This is a genomic window from Brachybacterium atlanticum, from assembly GCF_025669985.1.
GTDB classification, from domain to species: Bacteria; Actinomycetota; Actinomycetes; order Actinomycetales; family Dermabacteraceae; genus Brachybacterium; species Brachybacterium conglomeratum.
Genome location: NZ_JAKJJW010000005.1, coordinates 132,316 through 152,520, shown reverse-complemented (window position 1 = coordinate 152,520; position 20,205 = coordinate 132,316). Strand labels below are relative to the sequence as shown.

Annotated in this window: 18 protein-coding genes; 6 read left to right on the top strand and 12 right to left on the bottom strand. The window is 66.0% G+C overall.

From position 1 onward, the window contains the following. Positions 1-276: a helix-turn-helix domain-containing protein gene (locus tag L3K22_RS04215; protein WP_308445903.1), complete on the top strand. Its 276-nt coding sequence runs from the start codon at positions 1-3 to the stop codon at positions 274-276. 525 nt (positions 277-801) lie between these two features. Continuing rightward, a complete protein-coding gene (locus L3K22_RS04210) occupies positions 802-1,743 on the top strand; it encodes a hypothetical protein (protein WP_183376556.1) in 942 nt (313 codons plus the stop codon). A 125-nt stretch (positions 1,744-1,868) separates the two neighbouring features. On the opposite strand, the gene L3K22_RS04205 is transcribed toward L3K22_RS04210, so the two are convergent. The 4 genes from L3K22_RS04205 to L3K22_RS04190 form a co-directional block, all read right to left on the bottom strand. Beyond that, positions 1,869-2,198, bottom strand: a complete 330-nt coding sequence (locus L3K22_RS04205) for a DMT family transporter (RefSeq protein ID WP_089066497.1) — start codon at positions 2,196-2,198, stop codon at positions 1,869-1,871. After that, positions 2,195-2,539: a DMT family transporter gene (locus L3K22_RS04200; protein ID WP_089066496.1), complete on the bottom strand. Its 345-nt coding sequence runs from the start codon at positions 2,537-2,539 to the stop codon at positions 2,195-2,197. The genes L3K22_RS04205 and L3K22_RS04200 overlap by 4 nt, the downstream gene beginning before the upstream one ends. Next, positions 2,536-3,048, bottom strand: a complete 513-nt coding sequence (locus L3K22_RS04195) for a TetR/AcrR family transcriptional regulator (protein WP_089066495.1) — start codon at positions 3,046-3,048, stop codon at positions 2,536-2,538. The genes L3K22_RS04200 and L3K22_RS04195 overlap by 4 nt, the downstream gene beginning before the upstream one ends. A 104-nt stretch (positions 3,049-3,152) precedes the next feature. After that, complete coding sequence (locus tag L3K22_RS04190) at positions 3,153-4,751, bottom strand: phytoene desaturase family protein (protein WP_089066549.1); 1,599 nt, start codon at positions 4,749-4,751, stop codon at positions 3,153-3,155. Positions 4,752-5,083: 332 nt separating this feature from the next. Between L3K22_RS04190 and L3K22_RS04185 the strand changes: the two genes are divergently transcribed. Beyond that, on the top strand, positions 5,084-5,716 hold the full coding sequence (locus tag L3K22_RS04185; protein ID WP_263310291.1) for an SOS response-associated peptidase: 633 nt from the start codon (positions 5,084-5,086) through the stop codon (positions 5,714-5,716). Between the two features lie 3 nt (positions 5,717-5,719). Here the strand turns inward: L3K22_RS04185 and L3K22_RS04180 are convergent, their stop codons facing one another. The 8 genes from L3K22_RS04180 to L3K22_RS04145 all read right to left on the bottom strand — a co-directional run bounded on the left by L3K22_RS04180 (position 5,720) and on the right by L3K22_RS04145 (position 13,389). Beyond that, the gene (locus L3K22_RS04180; RefSeq protein ID WP_263310290.1) at positions 5,720-7,186 is read right to left on the bottom strand and encodes a hypothetical protein; all 1,467 of its coding nucleotides are present in this window, start codon (positions 7,184-7,186) and stop codon (positions 5,720-5,722) included. A gap of 36 nt (positions 7,187-7,222) precedes the next feature. Beyond that, on the bottom strand, positions 7,223-7,720 hold the full coding sequence (locus tag L3K22_RS04175; protein ID WP_263310289.1) for a MerR family transcriptional regulator: 498 nt from the start codon (positions 7,718-7,720) through the stop codon (positions 7,223-7,225). A gap of 68 nt (positions 7,721-7,788) precedes the next feature. Further along, positions 7,789-8,193 (bottom strand): hypothetical protein, encoded by a 405-nt coding sequence (locus L3K22_RS04170; protein ID WP_263310288.1) that lies wholly within the window; start codon positions 8,191-8,193, stop codon positions 7,789-7,791. Between the two features lie 52 nt (positions 8,194-8,245). After that, positions 8,246-8,620, bottom strand: a complete 375-nt coding sequence (locus L3K22_RS04165) for an RNA polymerase-binding protein RbpA (protein ID WP_263310287.1) — start codon at positions 8,618-8,620, stop codon at positions 8,246-8,248. A gap of 11 nt (positions 8,621-8,631) precedes the next feature. Next, a complete protein-coding gene (locus tag L3K22_RS04160; protein WP_263310286.1) occupies positions 8,632-9,132 on the bottom strand; it encodes a hypothetical protein in 501 nt (166 codons plus the stop codon). 226 nt (positions 9,133-9,358) lie between these two features. Further along, positions 9,359-10,606, bottom strand: coding sequence for a hypothetical protein (locus tag L3K22_RS04155; protein WP_263310285.1), 1,248 nt, complete (start codon positions 10,604-10,606; stop codon positions 9,359-9,361). A 135-nt stretch (positions 10,607-10,741) separates the two neighbouring features. Then, positions 10,742-12,430, bottom strand: coding sequence for a hypothetical protein (locus L3K22_RS04150; protein WP_263310284.1), 1,689 nt, complete (start codon positions 12,428-12,430; stop codon positions 10,742-10,744). A gap of 38 nt (positions 12,431-12,468) precedes the next feature. Beyond that, positions 12,469-13,389, bottom strand: a complete 921-nt coding sequence (locus tag L3K22_RS04145) for a hypothetical protein (RefSeq protein ID WP_263310283.1) — start codon at positions 13,387-13,389, stop codon at positions 12,469-12,471. Between the two features lie 1,089 nt (positions 13,390-14,478). Here L3K22_RS04145 and dnaE point away from each other — a divergent pair. The 3 genes from dnaE (at position 14,479) to L3K22_RS04130 (ending at position 19,938) form a co-directional block, all read left to right on the top strand. Continuing rightward, positions 14,479-18,759 carry a DNA polymerase III subunit alpha gene (gene dnaE / locus L3K22_RS04140; protein ID WP_263310282.1) on the top strand — a complete coding sequence of 1,427 codons (4,281 nt, stop codon included), beginning with the start codon at positions 14,479-14,481 and terminating at the stop codon, positions 18,757-18,759. A 148-nt stretch (positions 18,760-18,907) separates the two neighbouring features. Beyond that, entirely contained in the window at positions 18,908-19,372 is a 465-nt protein-coding gene (gene ssb, locus L3K22_RS04135) for a single-stranded DNA-binding protein (RefSeq protein WP_263310281.1), read from the top strand. 92 nt (positions 19,373-19,464) lie between these two features. Continuing rightward, entirely contained in the window at positions 19,465-19,938 is a 474-nt protein-coding gene (locus L3K22_RS04130) for an HNH endonuclease (protein WP_263310280.1), read from the top strand. Positions 19,939-20,205: the final 267 nt, after the last annotated feature.

The following is a 20,205-nucleotide window of genomic DNA, read 5'->3' as shown; positions in this document are numbered from 1 at the left end:
ATCCACCGGCGCCCGACCGCGATATCGAGTGGCGCTCAGGGGCAATACCGACTGGCGCTCAACAGGCCGAATACTCACAAGACGCCGGAACGCCTCAACGTCGAAGTGTTCGCGGCACTCTGCCGCATCCTCGACTGCACTCCGAACGACCTCATCGAAATCCCGCCGGCCCAAGCCAAACGCGCGCGCCGAGCTGGAGGCTCGCCACGGACAGAAGGCCCCGCTATCGGCTCCCTCCGGCCCATCCCGGCCAAGATTCATCGCCCGACCGAGTAAGACGAGCAGGCAGCCTCTATGACTCCGGTGCAAATCGGCTGCGACTCCTGCGGAAGCGGTGGCCCTGCTCGGTACGCCATCCTCGAGCGGCGCATCTGCAATGCCTGCTACTCCCGGCTCAGGCGACATCCTGGCCAGTGCCCCGGATGCCGTCAGGTCAAAGTCCTCGCGTTCTACGACAGTGACAGGCGTGTCGTCTGCGCGAGCTGCGCTGGCGCACCGCCGCGGTTCGGCTGCACCAGTTGCGGTAGCGAAGACCAGCTCACCGGGTCCCAGTGCGGGACATGCCGACTGACCGACCGCCTCCGGGAAGTCCTCTCCGACAAGCACGGGCGCATCCACCCTGACCTGGCTTCCTTACACGAACACCTGCTCACCGCGCGCGACCCCCGCTCGGCCACACGATGGCTCCGGCGTGAGCCAATCGGGGAGACACTCCGAGCGATGGCCACTGGGCAAGCAGCAATCAGCCACGACACACTGAACGCGCTCCCGCTATCGCCCCGTGTTCGCTACCTCCGCCGCATGCTCATCAGCGCAGGGACACTCTCCGCCATCGACGTCGAGTTGAACGACTTCGAGCTCAAGGCCACCGCCTTCATCGCGGGCCTTCCTGATAAACACGCCGCGATCCTGAAGCAGTACTTCACCTGGGAAATCCTGCGCAAGCTCCGCCAACGCGCCACTACTCAGCCCGTGACCGCCAGTACCGCCAACTCTCGGTACTCCGAGCTGCGCAAGATAGCAGGGTTACTGGCATGGCTCGACGACCACGGCCTTTCACTGTCCACGCTGAACCAGGCCGCCCTCGATCGATTCTTCGCCGAGCATGACTATCAGAGCGTCCACAGGACTTTCCTCAACTGGGCCGTGCGTCACCACCTCACGGGTCCCGTCGCCGTACCCGGCAGGAAGCCCCCTCGGCCCGATGCCTCGGTGCCAGATGAGGTCATCTGGAGCAAGATCGATCTTCTCCTTGAGGACCGTTCGATCCCCCTGCCCAGTCGGATAATTGGCCTGTTCATCCTGGTGTTCGCCCAGAGGCTGTGCGACTGCGTCCGCCTGCGACGAACCGACGTCGTCGACGACAAAGGCGAAGTATCCATCGCGTTCGGCAAGACGCCGGTTGTGCTCCCTGCATCGATCACCAGTTTGCTTCGTCAGCACCTTGACGAGTCACGGGCTGAGCGACCATTCGCTGGCGGCGGCTCAGAATGGCTCTTCGCCGGCGCCATGCCCCAGCACCACACGAGTGAGGCCAACGTAGCCCTTCACCTCTCCTCACGCGGTATCCGCGTGCGAGAAGTCCGCCGCGCCCGGATCGACCAGCTCGTCCAACAGGTCCCCGCCAGCGTCGTGGCCGACGTCGTCGGCATCAACATCGCAACCGCCCTCAAACATGCCGCCAACACCAATGCAACCTGGGGCACCTACCCTGAACTGCGAGCTACGACCACCGAGGAATAATTCGCGATCGAACGATGCCGGTCCCCGGTAATCTGGGAAACCGGAACCATGGGCGCCACCGGGCAGGATCCTTCTCGGCCTCCTGGCATAATCGCCACATCCTGAGCCGTGGGGCGCAGGTCCGGTCAGTGGGTGGCGCCGATCTCGATGAGTAGCACGCCGCCGACTATCAGGGCGATGCCGAGGCCCATGATCCAGGTGAGGGGTTCTTTGAAGAAGAGCCTGCTGATGATCGCGGTGATGGCGACGCCGGCAGCGGCCCAGATTCCGTAGGCGACTCCGAGCGCGACGCCCTGTCCGAGGACGACGACGAGCATGCTGAAGGCGAAGATGTAGCCGGCTGCGACGCCGATCCACCACAGTTTTCTGCCGCTGCTGGCCATGCGGAGTGAGACGGTGCCGGCGACCTCGCCCGCGATCGCGCCGATGAGGGAGATCAGTGCGAGGGCGCTCATGCTGCTACTTCTTTCTTCTGGGCGGCCTGGGAGCCGAGTTCGACCAGTAGTACTCCGGCCATGATGATGACGATGCCGAGACCCATGAGCAGAGTGATGGGTTCGCCGTAGATCACGAGCGACATGATCGCTGTGAGTGCGACGCCGCTAGCGCCCCAGATGCCGTAACCGACGCCGAGGGCCATCCCGTTGCGCAGAGACATGAACAGTGCCAAGAAGGAGCCGACGTATCCGGCGACGACGAGGACATAGAGTCCGGGAGCATCGAGCGCACCCTTGAGGGAGAGTGATCCGGTCACTTCCAGGAGAACTGCACCGACGAGAAACAGCCATTTCTTCACTTCTGCACTCCTTCACTGATGAGGCCGAGCGCGACGCTCAGCATGCTTTCGCGCTGCGCCCGGGAAAGCTCAACGATGCCGAGGGAGCGGTCGAACCAGGCTCCGTCGGCAAGGAGGCGGACAGAGCGCACCCTGGGGTCGTCCAGACCTGAGCCGAACCAGGGATCAAGGCGGCGCATCCACTGGTCACTGAGCTTGTCGCGCAGGCGCGCGTCGGCGAGGAGAGCGAGGTCGCTGGGGTCGAGGTCATCTAAGAGAGAGAACTCGACATAGGCGCGCAGCCTCTCTACCTCGTCGGACTCGTCGCTGACTCGCTCACGCAGCTCGGCTTCCCAGAGATCGATCACTCGATCGACAACCGCGACCGTCAGCCCCTCTTTCGTAGCGAAGTGATGGACGAGCCCGGGCTTGGTGAGCCCCGCGTGCCGAGCGACGGCATCAAGAGTCAATGCGTCTCCGTGTCGAAGCACCTCGAGGGCGGCGTCGAGGATCTCAAGTTTCGTTGCCATACCCCCATCGTACCGACCATATGTATGGTCGGTCTAGTGTGATGTCGATCGCTGAGCCTCTGACGGCAAAGGTGGCTCTCGGGCGGCTGCGCTTGCAGACGCCGTCATTTCTTGGAGATGAGGCTCCTGCGGTTGTTGGCGGAGAGGAGGCTTTGCGCTGCGAGGTGTCCGGCTCCGCCACTGAGGCCTCCACCGGGGTGAGTGGACGCTCCGATGTGCAGGAGACCTTTGATCGCCGTGGTGTGTTTGCCCGAGTGGGCGAGGGGGCGCCAGAGAAGATTCTGGTCGAGCTCCATCGAACCGCCGTAGGGGTCGCCATGAACAGCGTTAGGGTTTGCGGCTGCCAGGTCGGTGGGAGTGATCACCGTGGTCTCGAGGATGCTCGAAGTTAGGTCAGGAGCGTGCTCTTCGATCCGGGCGAGAACACGTTCGACGTACCGCCTGGTCGTGTCCGCATTCCAGGTTCCGTCGACCGATATCGCGCCAGCACTGTCTGCGGTGGGTTGCCAAGGGACCTCTTGTAGCTGGAGCCAGAGAGACCCCGCCCCCTCGGGCACCCGACTCTGATCGAGGACATGCTGGCGACCGACAACGATCGTAGGCGCGGCGGGGAGGGCACCCGCGTCGGCCTGCGCGCACGCAATGCCAGTGCCGCCAGAGCCATCACTGATGTGGAGTAGCGGGACATCCTGGAAACGCTCGTCGGTCCAGCGCAGAGGACGATCCAGGGCGATGTGGATCTGCATGGCGGCGCGCCCGAACCGGAACCGTTCTGCGTCCCGCCGGATGGCCCAGGGCACGGGCTCGTCTTTCAAGAGCGTGCCGTAGAGGGCCTGCGGGGTGACGCTCGCTATCACCGCCCGCCGCGCGCTAATCAGGCCCTTGTCGGTGACGACGCCGGTCGCGCGACCGTTAGTCGTGGTGACGCGTTCCGCGCGATGACCGGTCAGGACTGTCACGCCATGCTCAGAGAGAAGCCGTTCGAACGCGGTCACAAAGTTCTTCGCTCCGCCAGTGACAACGGGCAAACCGAAACCGTGCATCGTCATCGCGAGGACGGGAATCATCATCCCGCCGGTGGCGCTGTCCGGGGAGATGCCGGCGTGAAGCAACCACGGCGCCCACAACTGGTCAGGCTCGCTGCCGGTGAACCGGTCACGCCCGAACGCGCGCCCGCTCATCACCGCATCCCGCGCGAGAGCATCCATCCCTTTGATCTTCTGAGACTTAAGGGCACTGAGCGCGAGCTTCACTGTTGCGGCGGATCGAACCTCGGAGCCGAGGATCCTGAAGACCAGATTCGCGCGTTCGCCCATCTCTTCCAGCATGGCCAGGTATGCCGCCTGGTCCTCTGGGTGCGTGAACCCTTCGACAGTCTTTGCCGCATCGCGGTAGGCCACGGCCGCCCGGCCAGCAGAGATGCTGCCGGTGAGAGCCCCGTCGGTGTTCGCGTACTCGAGGCCGTGCTCATGCAGGTCTGGGCCGAGGGCCGCATATGCGCCACCGGAGACGAACAGCGGATGCCAAGAGGAGTATGTGTCGTGCGTGTAACCCGGCAGCGTGGCCTCGCCAGAGTCGATGAATCCACCCAGGCGGCTGTTCTGCTCCACAAGAGCGACACTCCATCCGGCGGTGGCGAGCTCAGCCGCGGCCACCAGACCGTTGACCCCTGCCCCGATCACAACGACGTCATATGTGTCCATCGTTTCCTCCATGTGTTCCACGTCTCGACCCACCTGAGAATACCTACCTCATGTTTGGTAGGTCAACGAGAGGTCCGAACCCCATGGGATCTGGGCACTACTCCCGAGGGTGCCCATGGACGCGCGCGGAGCCAGCGCGATATGAGCGCGCTCTGGAATTGCTGTCCGATCGGACGTATCTCAGCGGCGCATGCAGACCGCGACGTCACCATGGTTGGGAGCGAAACACCCTGGCCAAACGAGTGCATGCGGTACGACATGCGGTCACTGCTGTGCGCCGATCGACCGGAGAATAATTCTCAACCGAACGATGCCCTCCCCCGGCAACTGCGATGGGCTCCTGCACGCCTACCTCGCAACCAGTGACTGTCGTGCGGGAGTTCATTGATGGCGAGCGTGAGCTGCAGAGGCGGCTCGAGCTCGCGCGGTGGGGACTGCACCCCGCGTGGGCGAAGGACAAGGGACCTCGCCCGATGAACGCGCGGATGGAGACGATCGCGACGAACGGGATGTTCCGCGGCCCGTTCTCTAGCGGCCGCGCCATTGTTCCGATGACCAGCTACTACGAGTGGGTCGAAGCCGACGACGGTGGCAAGGACCCGTATGTCATCCGCCACCCCGAGGGGAAGCTGCTGAATGCCGCTGGGCTCACCGCCGCCCGCAAGGCCGAGGACGGGGAGTATTGGGATGTCACGTTCTCGATCGTGACCCGGGAGGCGCGTGACGCCGGCGGCGAGGTCCACGACCGCATGCCCGTCTTCCTCGCCGACGAAGCCGTAGGGGAGTGGCTCGCCCCAGGCAAGCTCGAGCCGGAGCGGAAGGACTCACTGCTGGCCATGATCAACGACGTATCGACCACCGTCGCCGCTGAGCTCGAGACCTACGCGGTGGACCGGAAGGTCAACAACGTCCGGACCCTCGACCGGACCAATCCGTCGCTCGTCGAGCCGCTGGCTGCGCGCTGAGCGTCAGGAGGGCGCGCTGACGCCGGTCTTCACGCTCGAGCTGTCGACGGTGTCGATCTTCGCGCGGGATACCACGGTCTGGTCGACGCCACGGAACTCGCTGTGCTCCTTCACGGTCCCGGTCATCGTCACTTCGTCACCGGCTGCGACTGGCTGGATGGCGCTGGTCTTCCACACGATCTCGTGGCCGGCGGCGTCGCGCATCGTGATGATCTGGAACGGCTCGTCACGGTGCGGCCACGCGTATGCGGGGCGCGTGCCCTCAAACACGTTCGTGACCGTCACCGGGACGTCCCGCATCCGGGTCTTCACCGGTGCCGCGAACCCCGGCGTGGCCGCGGCGATCCGATCCTCACTGACCTTCGCCTGTACAGCTTCGCGGTTCTTTCGTCCGTAGGCGGAGACGGCGCTGATGACAGTGCCAGCCATCTTCTCTGTCGAGAACCCGGCGTCCAGGGCGGTGTTCAGGTTCCGACCGTAGTCCGAGTCCATCCTCACCTCACGAGCAGCGGTGATCACCTCATCGACCATGCCCGATTCCAGGACTTCGGTGAGTTGCTGCCGGGCCTGTTCCCGCTCGAGCCGGTCCTCCTCTGTCACCCGCCGGTACGTGGTGGAGCCGAACAGGGGCTCGATCCGGTCTGCGGTGGAGGCGCTGCCCCATTCGAGGGCGCGCGACTTCGATACATAGCGCTTCCCCATGTCGGAGGCGACCAGAGCCTTCGCGATCAGCTCCCGGTTGTCCTCCACCTCCCGGGTCGAGACCGGCGGACCCTCACCGTCGTCGTCGGGCTCCAACGAAGCGGTAAGGCTCCAGATCCCCTTGGGTCGGACTCCGAGGAACACTTCCATGCACGAGGCGCCGACCTGCAGCGTCTCGCCCGTCTTCTCACTCGTGACCAGGTAGGTGGTGTTGCGGTCGCGGTACTTGCCGCAGTGGTCGCAGCGACCGGGCTCCGGACGCCATCCACCGAAGTCCCGGCCTGGAACCGAGCGCATCATGAACTCGTCCGTGCCGGGGACACGGTCGAGCGCGGCGTCGAACTGCCAGCCCTCATGCGAGATCGACGGCCGGTTCAGGGTGAGTGTCGAGTACTGGAACTCGTACTGCTGCCACGGCACGTACCCGTACTGTTCGACCTCATCTCCCGTTGGTCGTCGGTACGCGATTTCCTCATCGTTCCGCTCGAGGACGAACCGCTCCACGATGCCCTCTCGTTCCAGGCGCCGGTTCGCCAGCTCCACCTTGTGCTCGATCCGCGCAGCCGACCACGTCGGAACCCGCAGCCGCGGCCCGGTCGACGAGTCCCCGGACTCCGACTGCACAGCAGGGGACGACTCGGGCACCGCAATCGCGGCCTCGGTGCGGTTCACGCCCGCGAACTCGCCCTGATTGCCCTGCTCCCCGGTGTCACGCTTCCGCACTCGGGAATCGCGAGTGGCGGTGAGTCCATCTGTCCGCTTCGTCATGAGGGTCTCCGCTCTCGGCCGGCGCTCGTCTGGACGTCAGAAGTCGTAGTCGTCGGACTGTTTCGGCGCGGAGCTGGTGGTGTCCGTGGCGGGCGCGTCCTCGGCAGCGGCCTCTGATGCAGGGTCCTTCGCCCCGGTGCTCGGCGGCTTGGCGGGCGACTCCTCGATCGCGGCGGGCTCATCGGCGGCGTCGCCGAGGTCGCGGCGGATCAGACCGATCACGGCATCGAGCCGCTCTATGCGTTCCTCGAGCTGCTCCCGCTGCACGACCAGGTGCTCGAGTCGCATACGCGCGGACTCGTCCTTGCCCTCAGCGGCGCTCGTGCCGGCCACGACCCGGGTCTGGCAGGGGTAGGGCACGTGCGCGAGCTCGGGCACGTGGGCCCCTGCCTCACCGTCGGTGCTCGCCTGATCGAGGGCCTCAGAGCGGAGGCGGGTGCATTCGGGGCAGACGACGTCGACGTCGTAGCCGTTGTCGTGCTCGACGAGCGTCGGGCCATGTAGCTTGCGGACGGACTCGATCAGTGAGGCCATAGATCCTCCTCCACGCGGGGTCATGTCCCTGACGAAGTGGGCGATCCGGAGCCCCGGCAGGACGGTGCTCAGAGGTCGGCGCCGGGCGGAACCTCGTCCCAGTAGGAGCGGCTGTCCTCGAGGTCAATGGCGTCAAGCTCTTCTTCGGCCTGCTCGATGGACAGGATTCGGCCGTCCGGAGACTGGATCACCCATCGATAGCCACTGTCTCGAAGACGCTGGTTCCGGTCCGCCTTGATGGCGGCGCCTTCCCTGGCCCGGCTCTCTGCCCTCTCCTCGGGGTTCAACGGCGCGCGTCGGTCTGCGGCAACGCACTCGCGGCACTGGTGTCGGCGTCCGTCTCCAGAGCTCTTGTGGGGAGCGAACGCAGTCGCAGGGAGTGACCGGCCGCAAGCGCGGCAGATCTTGGGGTCGTGGATGTGCGGACCGTTCGCGAGATCGACGGTTTGGCTGCAGACGCCGCAGGTAGTCATGTCCTGACGCTACGTCGCAGATGCGACGCCCGGAACGAGTCGCAGCACGTCCCTATCCGTCCGGCCACCCCGGGTACAGCTTCCCGGCGCGGAGCAGCCCCAGTCGTTTCGCCAGGAGCCGCTCGAGCTCGGCCTCAGTGCGCCGCTCCGAAAGGTGTGCCCAGTGGTCCTTCCGCACGAACTGATTCGCGACCGCCGACATGCTAATCAGCTCCACGCCCTCGTCGGCCTCGACCGTGCATTCGGCTCCGGCCCGACAGACCCGGCATGGCCACAGCCCCGGGATCGGCGCCCGCGGGTGCAGCCGCACCACAGTCTCCACCTCGCACTGCCCGCACAGGTACGCCACGACCTGCGGGACGAGCGCCACGACCCGGTCCGGGTTCTCGACAGTGATGGCGCGGTGCGGGACCGTAGCGGTCAGCATCGCTGGAGGCATCAGGCGACCGCCAGGTCGTCCCGCTCGGACAGCTCGATCACACCGAGGGCCTGCAGGGCGTCGAGCATGGTTACGTCGTCGGTCGGGTCGATCCAGGCGATGTTCCCGATCGGCTGATCCCGATCCGTGTACGGCGCGAACAGACTCGACACGAGCACGAGAGGCACCCGATGCTCCCACCGCACCCCAGGATCGGCGGTCTCCCGCTGCGCGAGCAGCGTGGTCCAGATGTGCTCGTCGGTGGTCTCATCGAGATCTCGGCGCTGGACGGCTGCAGCGACGATCGACTCCTGTACCGCGGTCGCGATCACGATCGCCTGCTCGAGCCGCATCAGGAACAACACCTCCGGATCCGTCTCCTCGAGGTACTCGGGGCCGATGAGGGCGGCGAGGAGTTCGTCGTTTCGGTCTGCGTGGATGGTGCGGGCTCCGATGCGGAGACGGAACCTGCCAGCACCTTCGGGACTGCCTGTGGGGGAGTGGTTGGTGGGGGTGTTCATGGGTGCTTCCTCAGTTCCTGGGACGCGGGATTGTCACTCCGCACCAGTGGGCGGCGAATCGCGTGGCGTCTTGTCTGCCCTTGAGTCCTCGGTGTGGCGTGCTTACCCCGCTGGATCTCCTCGAGCAGATGCTTCTTGCGGGTATCAGCCGGTCCGATGCTCGCTGTGTGCCATGTAAAGGGTCGGAGGCCGTCTTCGAAAGCGGATTCGAGCACCCACACACTTGCTACTCCAGTTCGACGCCAGCTGAATCCGAATCGCCGATTCTTTCCGAGATTGATTTGACGCCATTCGCTCGGACTGCGCGCACCAGATCGTGCAGAGAAGTGTAGACAGTTTGAGTCCTTCCCAGCGCCTTCTGAGTGGTTCGGAGTTGAGTTCCGGTATGGGATTCTGCGCAAACATAGTCCGCATATGCCGCGGCACCCGAAAGGTGAAACATGTCAATCAGGTCATTGCGACGCCATTTGACTTGCTTGTCCATAAAGCGGCGAACGAACAACTCCGAGACCAACCCGACCATCGGCGACGGAGCGAGAAGCTTTGGCAGCTCCCTGTCGCTAAAGATTGGAGAATCTAAAGAGTTTGTCAGTGCACGGTAGGGCCGGACATAGAAGGCGATGTTCTCATTCCAGTAGCGGCGACGGGCAATGTTGCGGCGCTCATTTTTGGGGACGTCTAGAGCGTTGATCTGGCGAGTGATTCGAGAGTGTCGGTCGACCCAGCTGTTGAGCTCATCCTTTGGCATCGAGTCTGGCTCAATGAGCGAGTTCAGAGTGACGCTTGGCATCGTGAGCATAGCCATGAAAATTTCGTTCTCGGAGGTCCTGTCGTTGATGCCCAAATCGGCACCGGACTCGTAAAGCGAGCCGGGCTCTGTCGATATTGCGGGCGGCATGACGGGGGTGGGACGCTTCAAGTGTCGATACATTGTCGCGGTAGCCTCCCATTTCCAGAGATCTAGGGGATTTCTGATCTGCCAGCCCTTGGATAGCGAAGCCATGGTGACGCCCACTTCGTAGCGACGATCTCCGTGAAGCCCAGAGGTCTCAATCATGTGCCCCATCGATAGCGGTAGAACGATTCCGCCGTCCGCTGCGAGATGGATAAGCTCCACGGCGGCGATGAGCTCCAGCGGGTCGTCAATTCCTGTTGGGTGGTGTATCGCATCCGCCAGCGTTCGCCAATGATTCTGATCCAAATAGACTGATGGCCGCCCGTTCAAGGGTGGGGGAGAGTGGGGGTTATAGCCTTCGGTAATGATCGTGTGGCCGCGAGTTGTAGTTGAGAAGATCCACCAATGTTCCCAGTCGAACACTGAACTGGAGATGTAGTGATTGGCGGTTGATTCCGGAGGGGTTAGGCCATCCTTGAGTGCCCTTCCGTCCTGGAACACGATTTTCATAGAGTTCGTCTCGTAGTCGATCTGCCAATACTTGAAGATGTCTGACGAGAGTCGGAAAGGTTCGGTCATGCCGACATGTTAGCGCTAAGCATTGAAGTTTGTTCGAAGTCGCTAACGGATTCCAAGCACGTCTTCGAGGTGGAACGCTCAGCTGACGGCTGCTGGCCACTCCGTCGAAGGCGACAGCATCCGCTTCGATCCGCGTCACGCCCCGGCGTCCTTTGCCGCCCTGGCGGCCGTGGCAGCGCCCAGCAGCTCCAGTCCGTCCTCCGAGTACACCTTGTCCGACTCGGCCTTCGGTGTACGTCGGCCGTTCCAGGGGTCGTGCTCGCCGAATTGTCCGGGGCCGTGGTCGAGGTCGTCCATGCCGGTGTGCTCCGCGATCTCCGCCCTGGTCGGTTCCGGGCGGTTGGTGCGGCGGACCGTGCTGGAGCTGGCGAGGTGCTGCGCGAACTCGGTGGTGGGGGCGAAGTAGCCCTTGAACACGCGGGACGGCTGCCCTTCGGTCTCGGTGACGCCGACACCCTTCGACACACCCTGGGTGGTCTTCACGTTCTCGGGCACGATCGCGACGGAGTCCGGGGCGGAGAACGCGTTGGCGCGCTGGTTGTCCGAGGCGTTGGGCCCCATGAGGAACCTGTTCCCGCACGCGGCCTTCAGCGCGGTGGACACCCCGGTCTTGGTGTTCCCGAGCTGCGTGGAGACGAACACGTGCACACCCACGAACCGCATCTCGAGGGCGATCTTCTGGATGAACGTGGCGACCATGTCCTTGAACGCGTTGGTCGCCTCGGCCTCGACCCGCATCGGATGATCCTTCGGCAGGGCCTTGGGGACGCGTTCGGGGGTCATCAGGCCGGTGTACTCGTCGGCGATCAGCACGATCGGCCGGAACGACGGATCGTCGGTGATGGTGAACCAGTTGTTGATCCCGCGGCGCTTGAGGATCGCGGCTCGGCGCTTCCCTTCGGCGTAGACCATCCCGCAGGTCGCGACCATCGCCTCGTAGGACTCGCACCCCCACCCGCCGTCGCGCACGTAGGGCTTGATCCAGTCGAAGTCGACGGCCTTGTCGGGGGTGTCGATGATCGCGAGCTCCGCACCGGCTTGCAGCATCCAGTACGCGAACGCGTTGATGTTGACGCTCTTCCCCGACATCGGCAGGCCCTGCAGGAGCGTGTGCGAGGCGGATGCGAGGTCGAGACGGTACTCGGGCCCCGTCGCGTCCCCGGGGCGGCCTAGTGCGCATCCGAGGGGCGCCTGCGTCCATGCCGTGTCCGCCGGGGAGGTGAACGCGGGGATGGGCTGGTCGAACGGGTACGGGATCAGGGCCGGGAACGTCGGGGGTTCGGCGGGGATGATCTGGGCGGTGAGGGCTTTCGGATCGATGTTCACGTACCAGCCGGGCCGGCCGATCACGTTCTCCGCCACCTCGAGCAGCTTCCCGTCATGCCGGGACGGGACGTAGCTGGCCGGGAGCTCGAGGACGAACCCGCCGCTGCGCCGTCGGGTGACTTGGACTTGCCAGGGCTTCACGGCGAGGGCGGCGGCGACGGCGCCGCGGCAGCGGATCGCATCCTCGGGGAGCTTCTCCAGCACCGCGTGGGACAGGTGGGGTTCGAAGCGGGTCATCGTGTAGCCGGGGTTCTGGTTCTCCAACCGGGTCGCCTCCCGCTCCCCGTCCGAGGGTTTCGCGCCGGTTCGGAGTGACGCGATGAGGCGGGTGGTGCCCTTCTCGGCGGCGACCTCGGTCACGGCACGGGTGCGTTCGAACGTGACCGTCTGGGTCTCGGGGTCGAAGCCGACGACGCGGAATCCGGTGCCGGCTTCGTCGGACAGCTTCGTCTCGACCGCGGCGACGTGAGCGGCGTTGTGCGGGTCGAACCCGGGCACCTGATGCCTGGTCCGTTGCACCGCTGCGACGGACCCGCTCATCGGCCCTCCGTCCCGGCGCCGACGAGGTTCTCCTCGGTGAAACTGGCGACGACTTCGGTGAGGGTCGGTTCGTAGGTGGTCCACAGGCCCTGTGCGATCTCCGACAGCTGCGGCACGATCTCATCGACCAGGAACGGGCCCTCGGTGCCGGGCTCGTCAGCCTGGGCCTGGAGGTGCGCGAGGAGGGTGCTCGCGTCGGGGTTGCCGGTGAAGCGGGTGCGGGCGATGCGGAGCAGGGAGCGGACGGCCCGGGCGGGGTCGGTGGTGCCGAGCGGTGTGAGGTCTCCGTCGGTGACGAGCTCGCACAGCGCCACGGTGTCCACCGCCGACAGCGCCATGGAGGCTTTGTCGAACGAGTCCACGAGGGCGAGGGATGCGATCGATGCCCAGTCGGAGTCCTCGACCGTGTCGGGCACGAGGGCGCCGGTGAGGTCGATGACGTCGAGGGTCTCGTCCGCACCGCCAGCCCACCAAGCGGTGATCCGGTCGTGCGTGGCGGGGTCGTCGGGGTCGAGGTCGTGCAGGGCGAGGACGTCGAGCCAGCCGCCGGTGTCGATGTCGTACAGGCCGGAGCCCCACATCTCGAACACGACCCGCAGCGCCCACGCGTCATCGGACTCGAGGGTGATCGTCCCGTCGCCGGTGTCGATCTCGAACCGTTCGCGGAGCGGGGCGGGGAGCCACATGAACGGGAACCGCAGCGCGTCGGGTCGGATGCCGGGGGTGCCGCGCAGGGGCTGGCCGTCGACGTAGCGGGGCAGGGGGATCGCGACGGCGGGGGAGGCGAGGATCCGGTCGTCGTCCAGTCCGAGGACGGTGCGGGCCAAGCCCAGGCGCAGCACTTGGGGGACGGTCCGCTCGGGCAGGGTGAGCGGCTCGCCGGGCTGGAGCAGGTACCGCACTCGTCGGGTGTGCATCGTGGGCCTCCAGGGTCGAAAGGTGCTCTCACCCAACCCATATGCGAAGGAGGCTGCGCTACCCTGGCGCGTCGACGCTGTGGGGCGAGTGCCAACATGGGGCCACGGAGCGTTCGTGCAGGTCATCAACACAATCGGCGATTTTCTCCACCCCAGTGCCGACGTGCTCCACCCATCAAACGTGCAGGTCACTCTGCGTTTACACCCCTATCCTACATAACTAACTATATACGTATAGAGAAAGAGAGATGTATATGGGGGTACAGATATCAACCCAGATCCCCTATACGTATATAGTTTTGCCGCGCGATGTGGGATTTGGTGTCAATCGTACTCTGACCTGCAGGAACATCGACCTGTCGCCGTTGGCGCTCGGTTGGCGCTGTTGGCATCGGCGGCCTGACCTGCAGGTTTGCAGGGGTGCCTGGTGGCGCCGTGTCAACGGGGCCGGGGCTGCAGGCGCGAACCACGCCTGACGAGTCCCTGGGGCCACATCGGGTGCGGATCGCATCGTCGCAGGTCACCCCATGTTCGCGCGGGAGTGCCAACATTCGGGGATCCTGTTGGATCGGACTGTTCATGCAGGTCGCGCCCGGTTTTAGGCTCCGAACTTCGAAGGCAGTGCCACCGTACTGCCACCGTGAAACGTACAGGTCAGCCCGCGTTCGCCCACATATCCCACGTTTCGGGATATAACCTCTTAAGGGAAATGTCTGCCGATCGCCGAAAGCGGCGGCTGGAGCATCGCGTCGGCATTTGCGCAGGTCAGCCCGTGTTCGCGCGCGAGTGCCAACATTCGCGACAGGCCGCAGATCCGCCCGTCAGTGCAGGTCGCACCCGGTTTCAGGGTTCCGAACTTCGAAGGCAGTGCCACCGCACTGCCACCGTGAAACGTACAGGTCAGCCCGCGTTCGCCCACATATCCCACCTTCCCCGGTATAACCTCTTAGGGGAAATGTCTGCCAACTCGGCCCCGACGAGCTGGACGGATCTTGATCTGCGGACCCCCCGCTGTCCCGCCCGTGTCCCGCGAGACGCCCGCTGCGCCCACTAGGCATGGGCTTGGGATCGGCGTCGAAAGGGATCTTCGTGAGCACTGCGGGCTTCGTCCACCTCCACACCCACTCGGAGTACTCCGACTTCGACGGCCTGTCCTCGGTGACCCGGCTCGTGGACGCCGCAGCCGCCGACCACCAGCCCGCTCTGGCGATCACCGATCACGGTCGACTCGCGTCCCTCTGGGCCCTCCGCACCGCCTGCACCAGGAACGGCCGCGTGACTCCGATTCCGGGGATCGAGGTGTACCTCGTCGTCTCCGGCACCCGGCACGAGCCGGGCACGATCCAAGTCGCCGCGGACTCCGATGACCTCGACTCCGGCGGGTCCAGCGCCTCGATCAGCCGGGCGGCGACGAAGACGAAACGCTACGAGCACCTCACCCTCCTCGCCTCCACGAGCGCGGGTCTGCGGAACCTGATCGAGATGTCCAACCGCTCCCAGGAGACCAAGACCGGGAAGTACCCGCTGATCGACTACGACCTCCTGGCCGAGCATGCGGAGGGGCTGATCGTCCTCACCGGCTGCATCGGCGGCCCCATCGCCGGACCCCTGTCCCGCATCACCGGCACCGACCCCGTCGCGGATGCCGCGGAGGCGGAGCGGGCGCAGGCGAACCTCGACCGACTCACCGCAGCCGTCGGGCACGGGAACGTGTACGTGGAGCTCGCCGACCATGGCCAGGCCGCCCAGGACCGTGCCCTGGCGGGCCTGTACGAGCTCGCGGAGCGGAACGATCTCCCGGTCGTGGTCACCAACGACTCCCACTACGTCTCCGAGTCAGAGCAGCCTGTGCATGAGGCGCATATCGCGCTCGGCCAGTCCGGACGCACGGTCAACGACTCGGACCGGTACCGGTTCAGCGGCACGGGGCAGTTCTTCCGCACCGAAGCGCAGATGCGGGCCCTGCGACCCGATGACGCGACCTGGCAGCGGGGCTGCGACGAGACTGTCCGCATCGCTGCACGCGTCGACCCGGACCTTTTCCCCGAGACTCGCCTCAGGGTTCCGTCCTTCCCGATCCCGGCCTGGTTCACCACCGGTCACGAGGACGGCACGTTCAAGCGCTACCCGGTCCCGTCCTCCGCCGCGGAGGGCACGGATCCCGTGGCGTTCAGCTACTTCATGCACCGCGTCCACGAAGGGGCGAAGCACCGTTGGGGCAGCGACCTGCCCGCCGAGGTGTCGGCGCGGCTGCGGTTTGAGTTGTCGGTGATCTGCCGGCTCGGCGTCTTGGACTACTTCCTGCTGGTCGAAGACCTCATCGCCTGGGCCCGCTCCGACTGGACCGCCACCGACTGGGTCACCCGCCACGACACGGGCACCGAAGACCCGGACCGCGCCCGGAAGGCGCCGATCCATGTCGGTCCCGGCCGCGGCTCCGCCCCCGGCTCCGCGGTCTCGTACGCACTCCAGATCGTGGGGATCGATCCGATCGAAGGAGGGCTGCTGTTCGAGCGGTTCCTGGACCTCGAGCGGACCGAGATGCCCGACATCGACGTCGACTTCGAACGCGAACGCCGCAGCGAGGCCATCGACTACCTCTCGATCCGGTACGGCCACGACAACGTGTGCCGCCTCGGCATGCACGGCACCAACAAGGCCAAGCGCGCCATCGACTCCGCCGGCCGCTACCTCGAGATCCCCGTCAGCACCGTCGCCGAGGTCAAGAAGCAGCTCCCCGCCGACCCGACGAACCTGGCCATGCTCCTGAGCGAGGATCCGCCGGACACAACAGGCATGGCTGCGAAAGATGCCGCCGCGCTCCGAGCCCATCACGAGGCCGGACAGACGCTCCGCGACCACCTCGCCACCCAGGACGGGGACGAGCTCCCGAAGCCAGGGCCTCGGCGACGTGCCCGGCACGGGGTGGCCACGATGCTGGAGTACGCGGCGGTGCTCGAGGGTGTCGTCGTCAGCCCCGGCATCCACCCCTGCGGCGTCGTCGTCTCCGACGAGAACCTCACCCCGCTCGTGCCGATGCGCCTCATCGAGGGGGAGTGGGTCACCGAATGGGACGGAGGGGACATCGCCGACTTCGGGCTCTTGAAGATGGACGTGCTCGGGCTGCGCACCCTCGACATCATCAAGGCCACCGAACAGAACGTCCTCGCCACCGAAGGGGAGATCGACTTCGACCTCCTGCAGCTGCGCACCACGGGCCCCCGGGCCGACGCGGCCTGGGAGCTGCTGGGGCGTGGGGACTCGACCGGGGTGTTCCAGCTCGAATCCGGGGGGATGCGGGACCTGCTCACGACCGCGCGCCCCCGCACTCTCGATGATCTCGCGGCGTTGATCGCTGCCTACCGGCCGGGGCCGATGAGCGCCGGGATGCACACCGAGTGGGCGGAGCGCACCGGCGGCAAGACCCCCGTCACCTACGACTCCCTCACCACCGACCCCGCGGAGCAGGCGGTGATCGCGTCCGTGCTGGGGCAGTCCCAGGGCGTGATCTTGTTCCAGGAGCAGATGATGCGGCTGGGGAAGATCGTCGGGAAGTTCGATGCGGCGCGCGCGAACAACCTCCGCCGAGCGATCTCGAAGAAGAAACAGGACCTGATCGACTCACTGAAGCCCGACTTCATCGCCGGCGCCCAGCGACCAGGTGTCGCGGAGGACGGGGTGACACCTGTTCCCGCGATCTCGGCGGCGACGGCGGAGCGGCTCTGGGCAGCGTTCGAAGGCTCGGGGTCCTATGCCTTCAACGCCTCGCACACTGCCGCGTATGGGGCGATCGCATTCCAGACCGCGTACCTGAAGGCGAACTGGCCCGCCGAGTTCGGTGCCGCAGTCCTCCGCTTCACCGGCTCCGGCCGGGACAAGGCCCACCTCCGCGTCGCCACGATCCGCTCCCTGCGCGCCGAAGGCGTCACCGTCCAAGCCCCGGACATCAACGTCTCGGCCGAGCACACGATCGCGCGGGACGGGTCGGTGTGGCTCGGGCTGGGGGAGATCAAGGGTGTCGGCTCGATCGCTTCCCGGATCGTCGCCGAACGAGAGGCGGGCGGCCCCTACGCGTCGATGGGCGACCTCGCCACCCGCGTCACCGTGCCCGCCACCGAGGACGGCGCGACGGCGAAGACAGTCACAAGCGCCCAACTGGTGGCCCTCGCGCAGGCGGGGGCGTTCGACCATGTCGGGGACGGGTTCCGGTTCGGGCACGTGATCGCTGCTCGCGCCGTCGCCCGGGATCCCGAGATCCGGGTGCCGCGGATGGAGTACTCGGTGCTGGAGAAGGCGGCCAGGGAGCGGGCGAGCATCCTCGCGATCACCGGCACCCACCCCACGAAGACCCTCGCTGGCCAGATCGCCGACCTATACCGGCTAAGCCCGGGGGATGATGCGGCGCCAAAGCCCCCGGTCGGCCTGCACAAGCTGCCCGGGACGGACGGGGCTCGAGTCCATACGGGTGGGGTGGTCTCGGCGTTCACGGAGCGGCTGACCCGGAAGGGCACATGGATGGTGACGATGGAGCTCGAGAACGCACACACGTCGATCCAGACGGTCGGGTTCGCGGACGTCCACGCCGCGCTGAAGGAGATCGGGATGCCGGAAATCGGTGACCTGGTCGAGATCCAGGGCACGGTCCGGATCCGGGAAGTCGACCGCGAGATCACCGACGAGACGACGGCGGAGTCCACCACCGAGACCACCCTCGAGCACTCGATCGTGCTGGCGAGCGTGGAGCACATGGCGGTGGAGGATCCGGACCGGGACGCGGAAGGGGAACCGGTCCTGGCGGTGGGGCGGATACTGGCCGACAGCAGCCCCATGCCACCCCCGGCGACCCCGAGTCTGGCCCCGGTTACGTCGCCGGTCGAGACGGTCCCTGAACCGGTCGCGGCGCCCGTCGCGCCCGAGCCAGGGGAATCACTCGTCCATGTGTCGGCGCCTGATCCCGCACCGAAGCCCTCTCTGCCCCGTCCGGACGATGAGGACATCGGGATCTCGCAGGTCGCCGAGTCGGTCGAGTGGCGGCAACTGCAGGAAGCCCTGTCCGAGGTGACAGGGGAGGGGTTCGAGCTCGCTACACCCCGCACCGGTCGACGCCGCGGCACCCACCTCCGCCTCGAGACCGTCCACGGACCGGTCCGGGTCCCCGCGACCGCGCAGCGACGACTCGCGGAGCTCCTCGCGGCCGGGCGACTCCCGGCGCTCGTGTCGACACCGGCGCTGTGCTGCGTCGTGATCGAGACCCAGGACTGGCGCGATCAGATACGGGCGATGACCGACGCGATCAACTCCGGCGCCATCGACCCAGCCACCATCCCCGTCGACGGGCTCGGCCCGCCGGCCGCTGCACGTTCCGGCTGACGTCCATTTCCTCAGGCGTGTCCTGTGAGCGCTCTGTGTCGCCCACTCGTCGGGTATGCGGGAGCTTCCCGCCGCGACCCCCTCTGCGGGGTTGCAGCCATGTGGCAGAGCACCAGCGATGTCACGCAGACCAAAGAGGAGAGTTCACATGGCTCTGGACAACAACGTCACCGTGATCGGTCAGCTGACGGCCGACCCCGAGCTGCGGCACACGAAGAAGAACATCCCGGTCGCGTCGTTCACGATCGCGCACAACGACCGGATCTTCGACAAGGAGTCGGAAGAGTGGGTCGATGGGGAGCCGACGTTCGTGCGCTGCTCGTACTGGCGCGAGGCGGGGGAGAACTTCGCCGAGTCGAACGAGAAGGGTGGCCGCGTGTTCGTCGTCGGGAAGCTGAAGCAGAACAACTTCACCGACAAGGACGGCAACGAGCGCTCCAGTATCGAGCTGATCGTCGAGGAGGGCGGACCGTCGAACAAGTTCGCCACCACCACCGCCACCCGCCGCAAGGGCAACGGCAACCGGGCCGGCGCGAAGCCGAAGGCGAAGGCCACCGCCTCCGTCGCGGCCGAGACGGGTGACGGCGGCTCGGACGACGACTTCGACTTCTGACCCCACCAGCTCACCACGGGCCGTCGACGCACCCCAACCTCTGGGGTCGTGTCGGCGGCCCGTCCCACATTCATCCTCGAGAGGCGGACGAGATGCCGGAGTCTCAGCTACTCAGGGACGTACTGCAAGCGCTCGAGGTCGTCCTCGGCGTCTTCGCCCAGCACCCTTGGCTGCTCATCCCTGTCGCCGTCGCGTTGGTCGTCTGCGTGGTGCTCGCATCGCCCGCCGGCGGTGCCTGCGAGTACCGGGATCCCCGTCGCGGTTTCACCGTTGCTGAGCGTCGGGCGGCGTTCGAGCGTGCCGGCCACCGGTGCGAGCACAAGTCGCTCCTCTGGCACCGCTGCACGAACACCCCCACTCAGGGCGACCACATCTTCCCCTGGTCCCGCGGCGGCCGCACCACCATGAGCAACCAACAGGCACTCTGCCCCTTCCACAACTCCCGCAAGTCCGGGACCGTGCCGTCGCGGCTGTACATCCTGCGCCTGCAGTGGCGCCGACGACGCTACTTCCCTGCTGGGGAGCCACTGCGAGTTGAGTGGCGGCAGGGAACGGCTTGGCGCTGAAGCCTTAGCTCGTCGGCAGACCAGTCCGTAGCTCCCCAAGGGGAGGACTTCAGAGCTCAGATTCGAGGGCTCGCGCTATGCGCTCGATCCTCTTGGCGATCTCCACTAACCGGACATCATCTGAAGTGCCAACGATCTCTCGCGCTAGCCGAGCGATGTCGTGAGCATCGCCAGACCGAGTCTGGCTCGTCCGTACCCCGTCCCGAATCTCGATGGTGAGACCGTACCGGCAGCTAGTGCTCCAACGCGACCCTCAAGTGTCGGCGG

What these genes read in the sequence shown, in the direction of transcription:
- L3K22_RS04210 (WP_183376556.1), top strand. Translation starts at nt 802, where the DNA reads ATGCTCATCAGCGCAGGGACACTCTCCGCCATCGACGTCGAGTTGAAC.
- L3K22_RS04205 (WP_089066497.1), bottom strand. Translation starts at nt 2,198, where the DNA reads ATGAGCGCCCTCGCACTGATCTCCCTCATCGGCGCGATCGCGGGCGAG.
- L3K22_RS04195 (WP_089066495.1), bottom strand. Translation starts at nt 3,048, where the DNA reads ATGGCAACGAAACTTGAGATCCTCGACGCCGCCCTCGAGGTGCTTCGA.
- L3K22_RS04190 (WP_089066549.1), bottom strand. Translation starts at nt 4,751, where the DNA reads ATGGACACATATGACGTCGTTGTGATCGGGGCAGGGGTCAACGGTCTG.
- L3K22_RS04185 (WP_263310291.1), top strand. Translation starts at nt 5,084, where the DNA reads ATGGGCTCCTGCACGCCTACCTCGCAACCAGTGACTGTCGTGCGGGAG.
- L3K22_RS04180 (WP_263310290.1), bottom strand. Translation starts at nt 7,186, where the DNA reads ATGACGAAGCGGACAGATGGACTCACCGCCACTCGCGATTCCCGAGTG.
- L3K22_RS04175 (WP_263310289.1), bottom strand. Translation starts at nt 7,720, where the DNA reads ATGGCCTCACTGATCGAGTCCGTCCGCAAGCTACATGGCCCGACGCTC.
- L3K22_RS04170 (WP_263310288.1), bottom strand. Translation starts at nt 8,193, where the DNA reads ATGACTACCTGCGGCGTCTGCAGCCAAACCGTCGATCTCGCGAACGGT.
- L3K22_RS04165 (WP_263310287.1), bottom strand. Translation starts at nt 8,620, where the DNA reads ATGCTGACCGCTACGGTCCCGCACCGCGCCATCACTGTCGAGAACCCG.
- L3K22_RS04160 (WP_263310286.1), bottom strand. Translation starts at nt 9,132, where the DNA reads ATGAACACCCCCACCAACCACTCCCCCACAGGCAGTCCCGAAGGTGCT.
- L3K22_RS04155 (WP_263310285.1), bottom strand. Translation starts at nt 10,606, where the DNA reads ATGACCGAACCTTTCCGACTCTCGTCAGACATCTTCAAGTATTGGCAG.
- L3K22_RS04145 (WP_263310283.1), bottom strand. Translation starts at nt 13,389, where the DNA reads ATGCACACCCGACGAGTGCGGTACCTGCTCCAGCCCGGCGAGCCGCTC.
- ssb (WP_263310281.1), top strand. Translation starts at nt 18,908, where the DNA reads ATGGCTCTGGACAACAACGTCACCGTGATCGGTCAGCTGACGGCCGAC.
- L3K22_RS04130 (WP_263310280.1), top strand. Translation starts at nt 19,465, where the DNA reads ATGCCGGAGTCTCAGCTACTCAGGGACGTACTGCAAGCGCTCGAGGTC.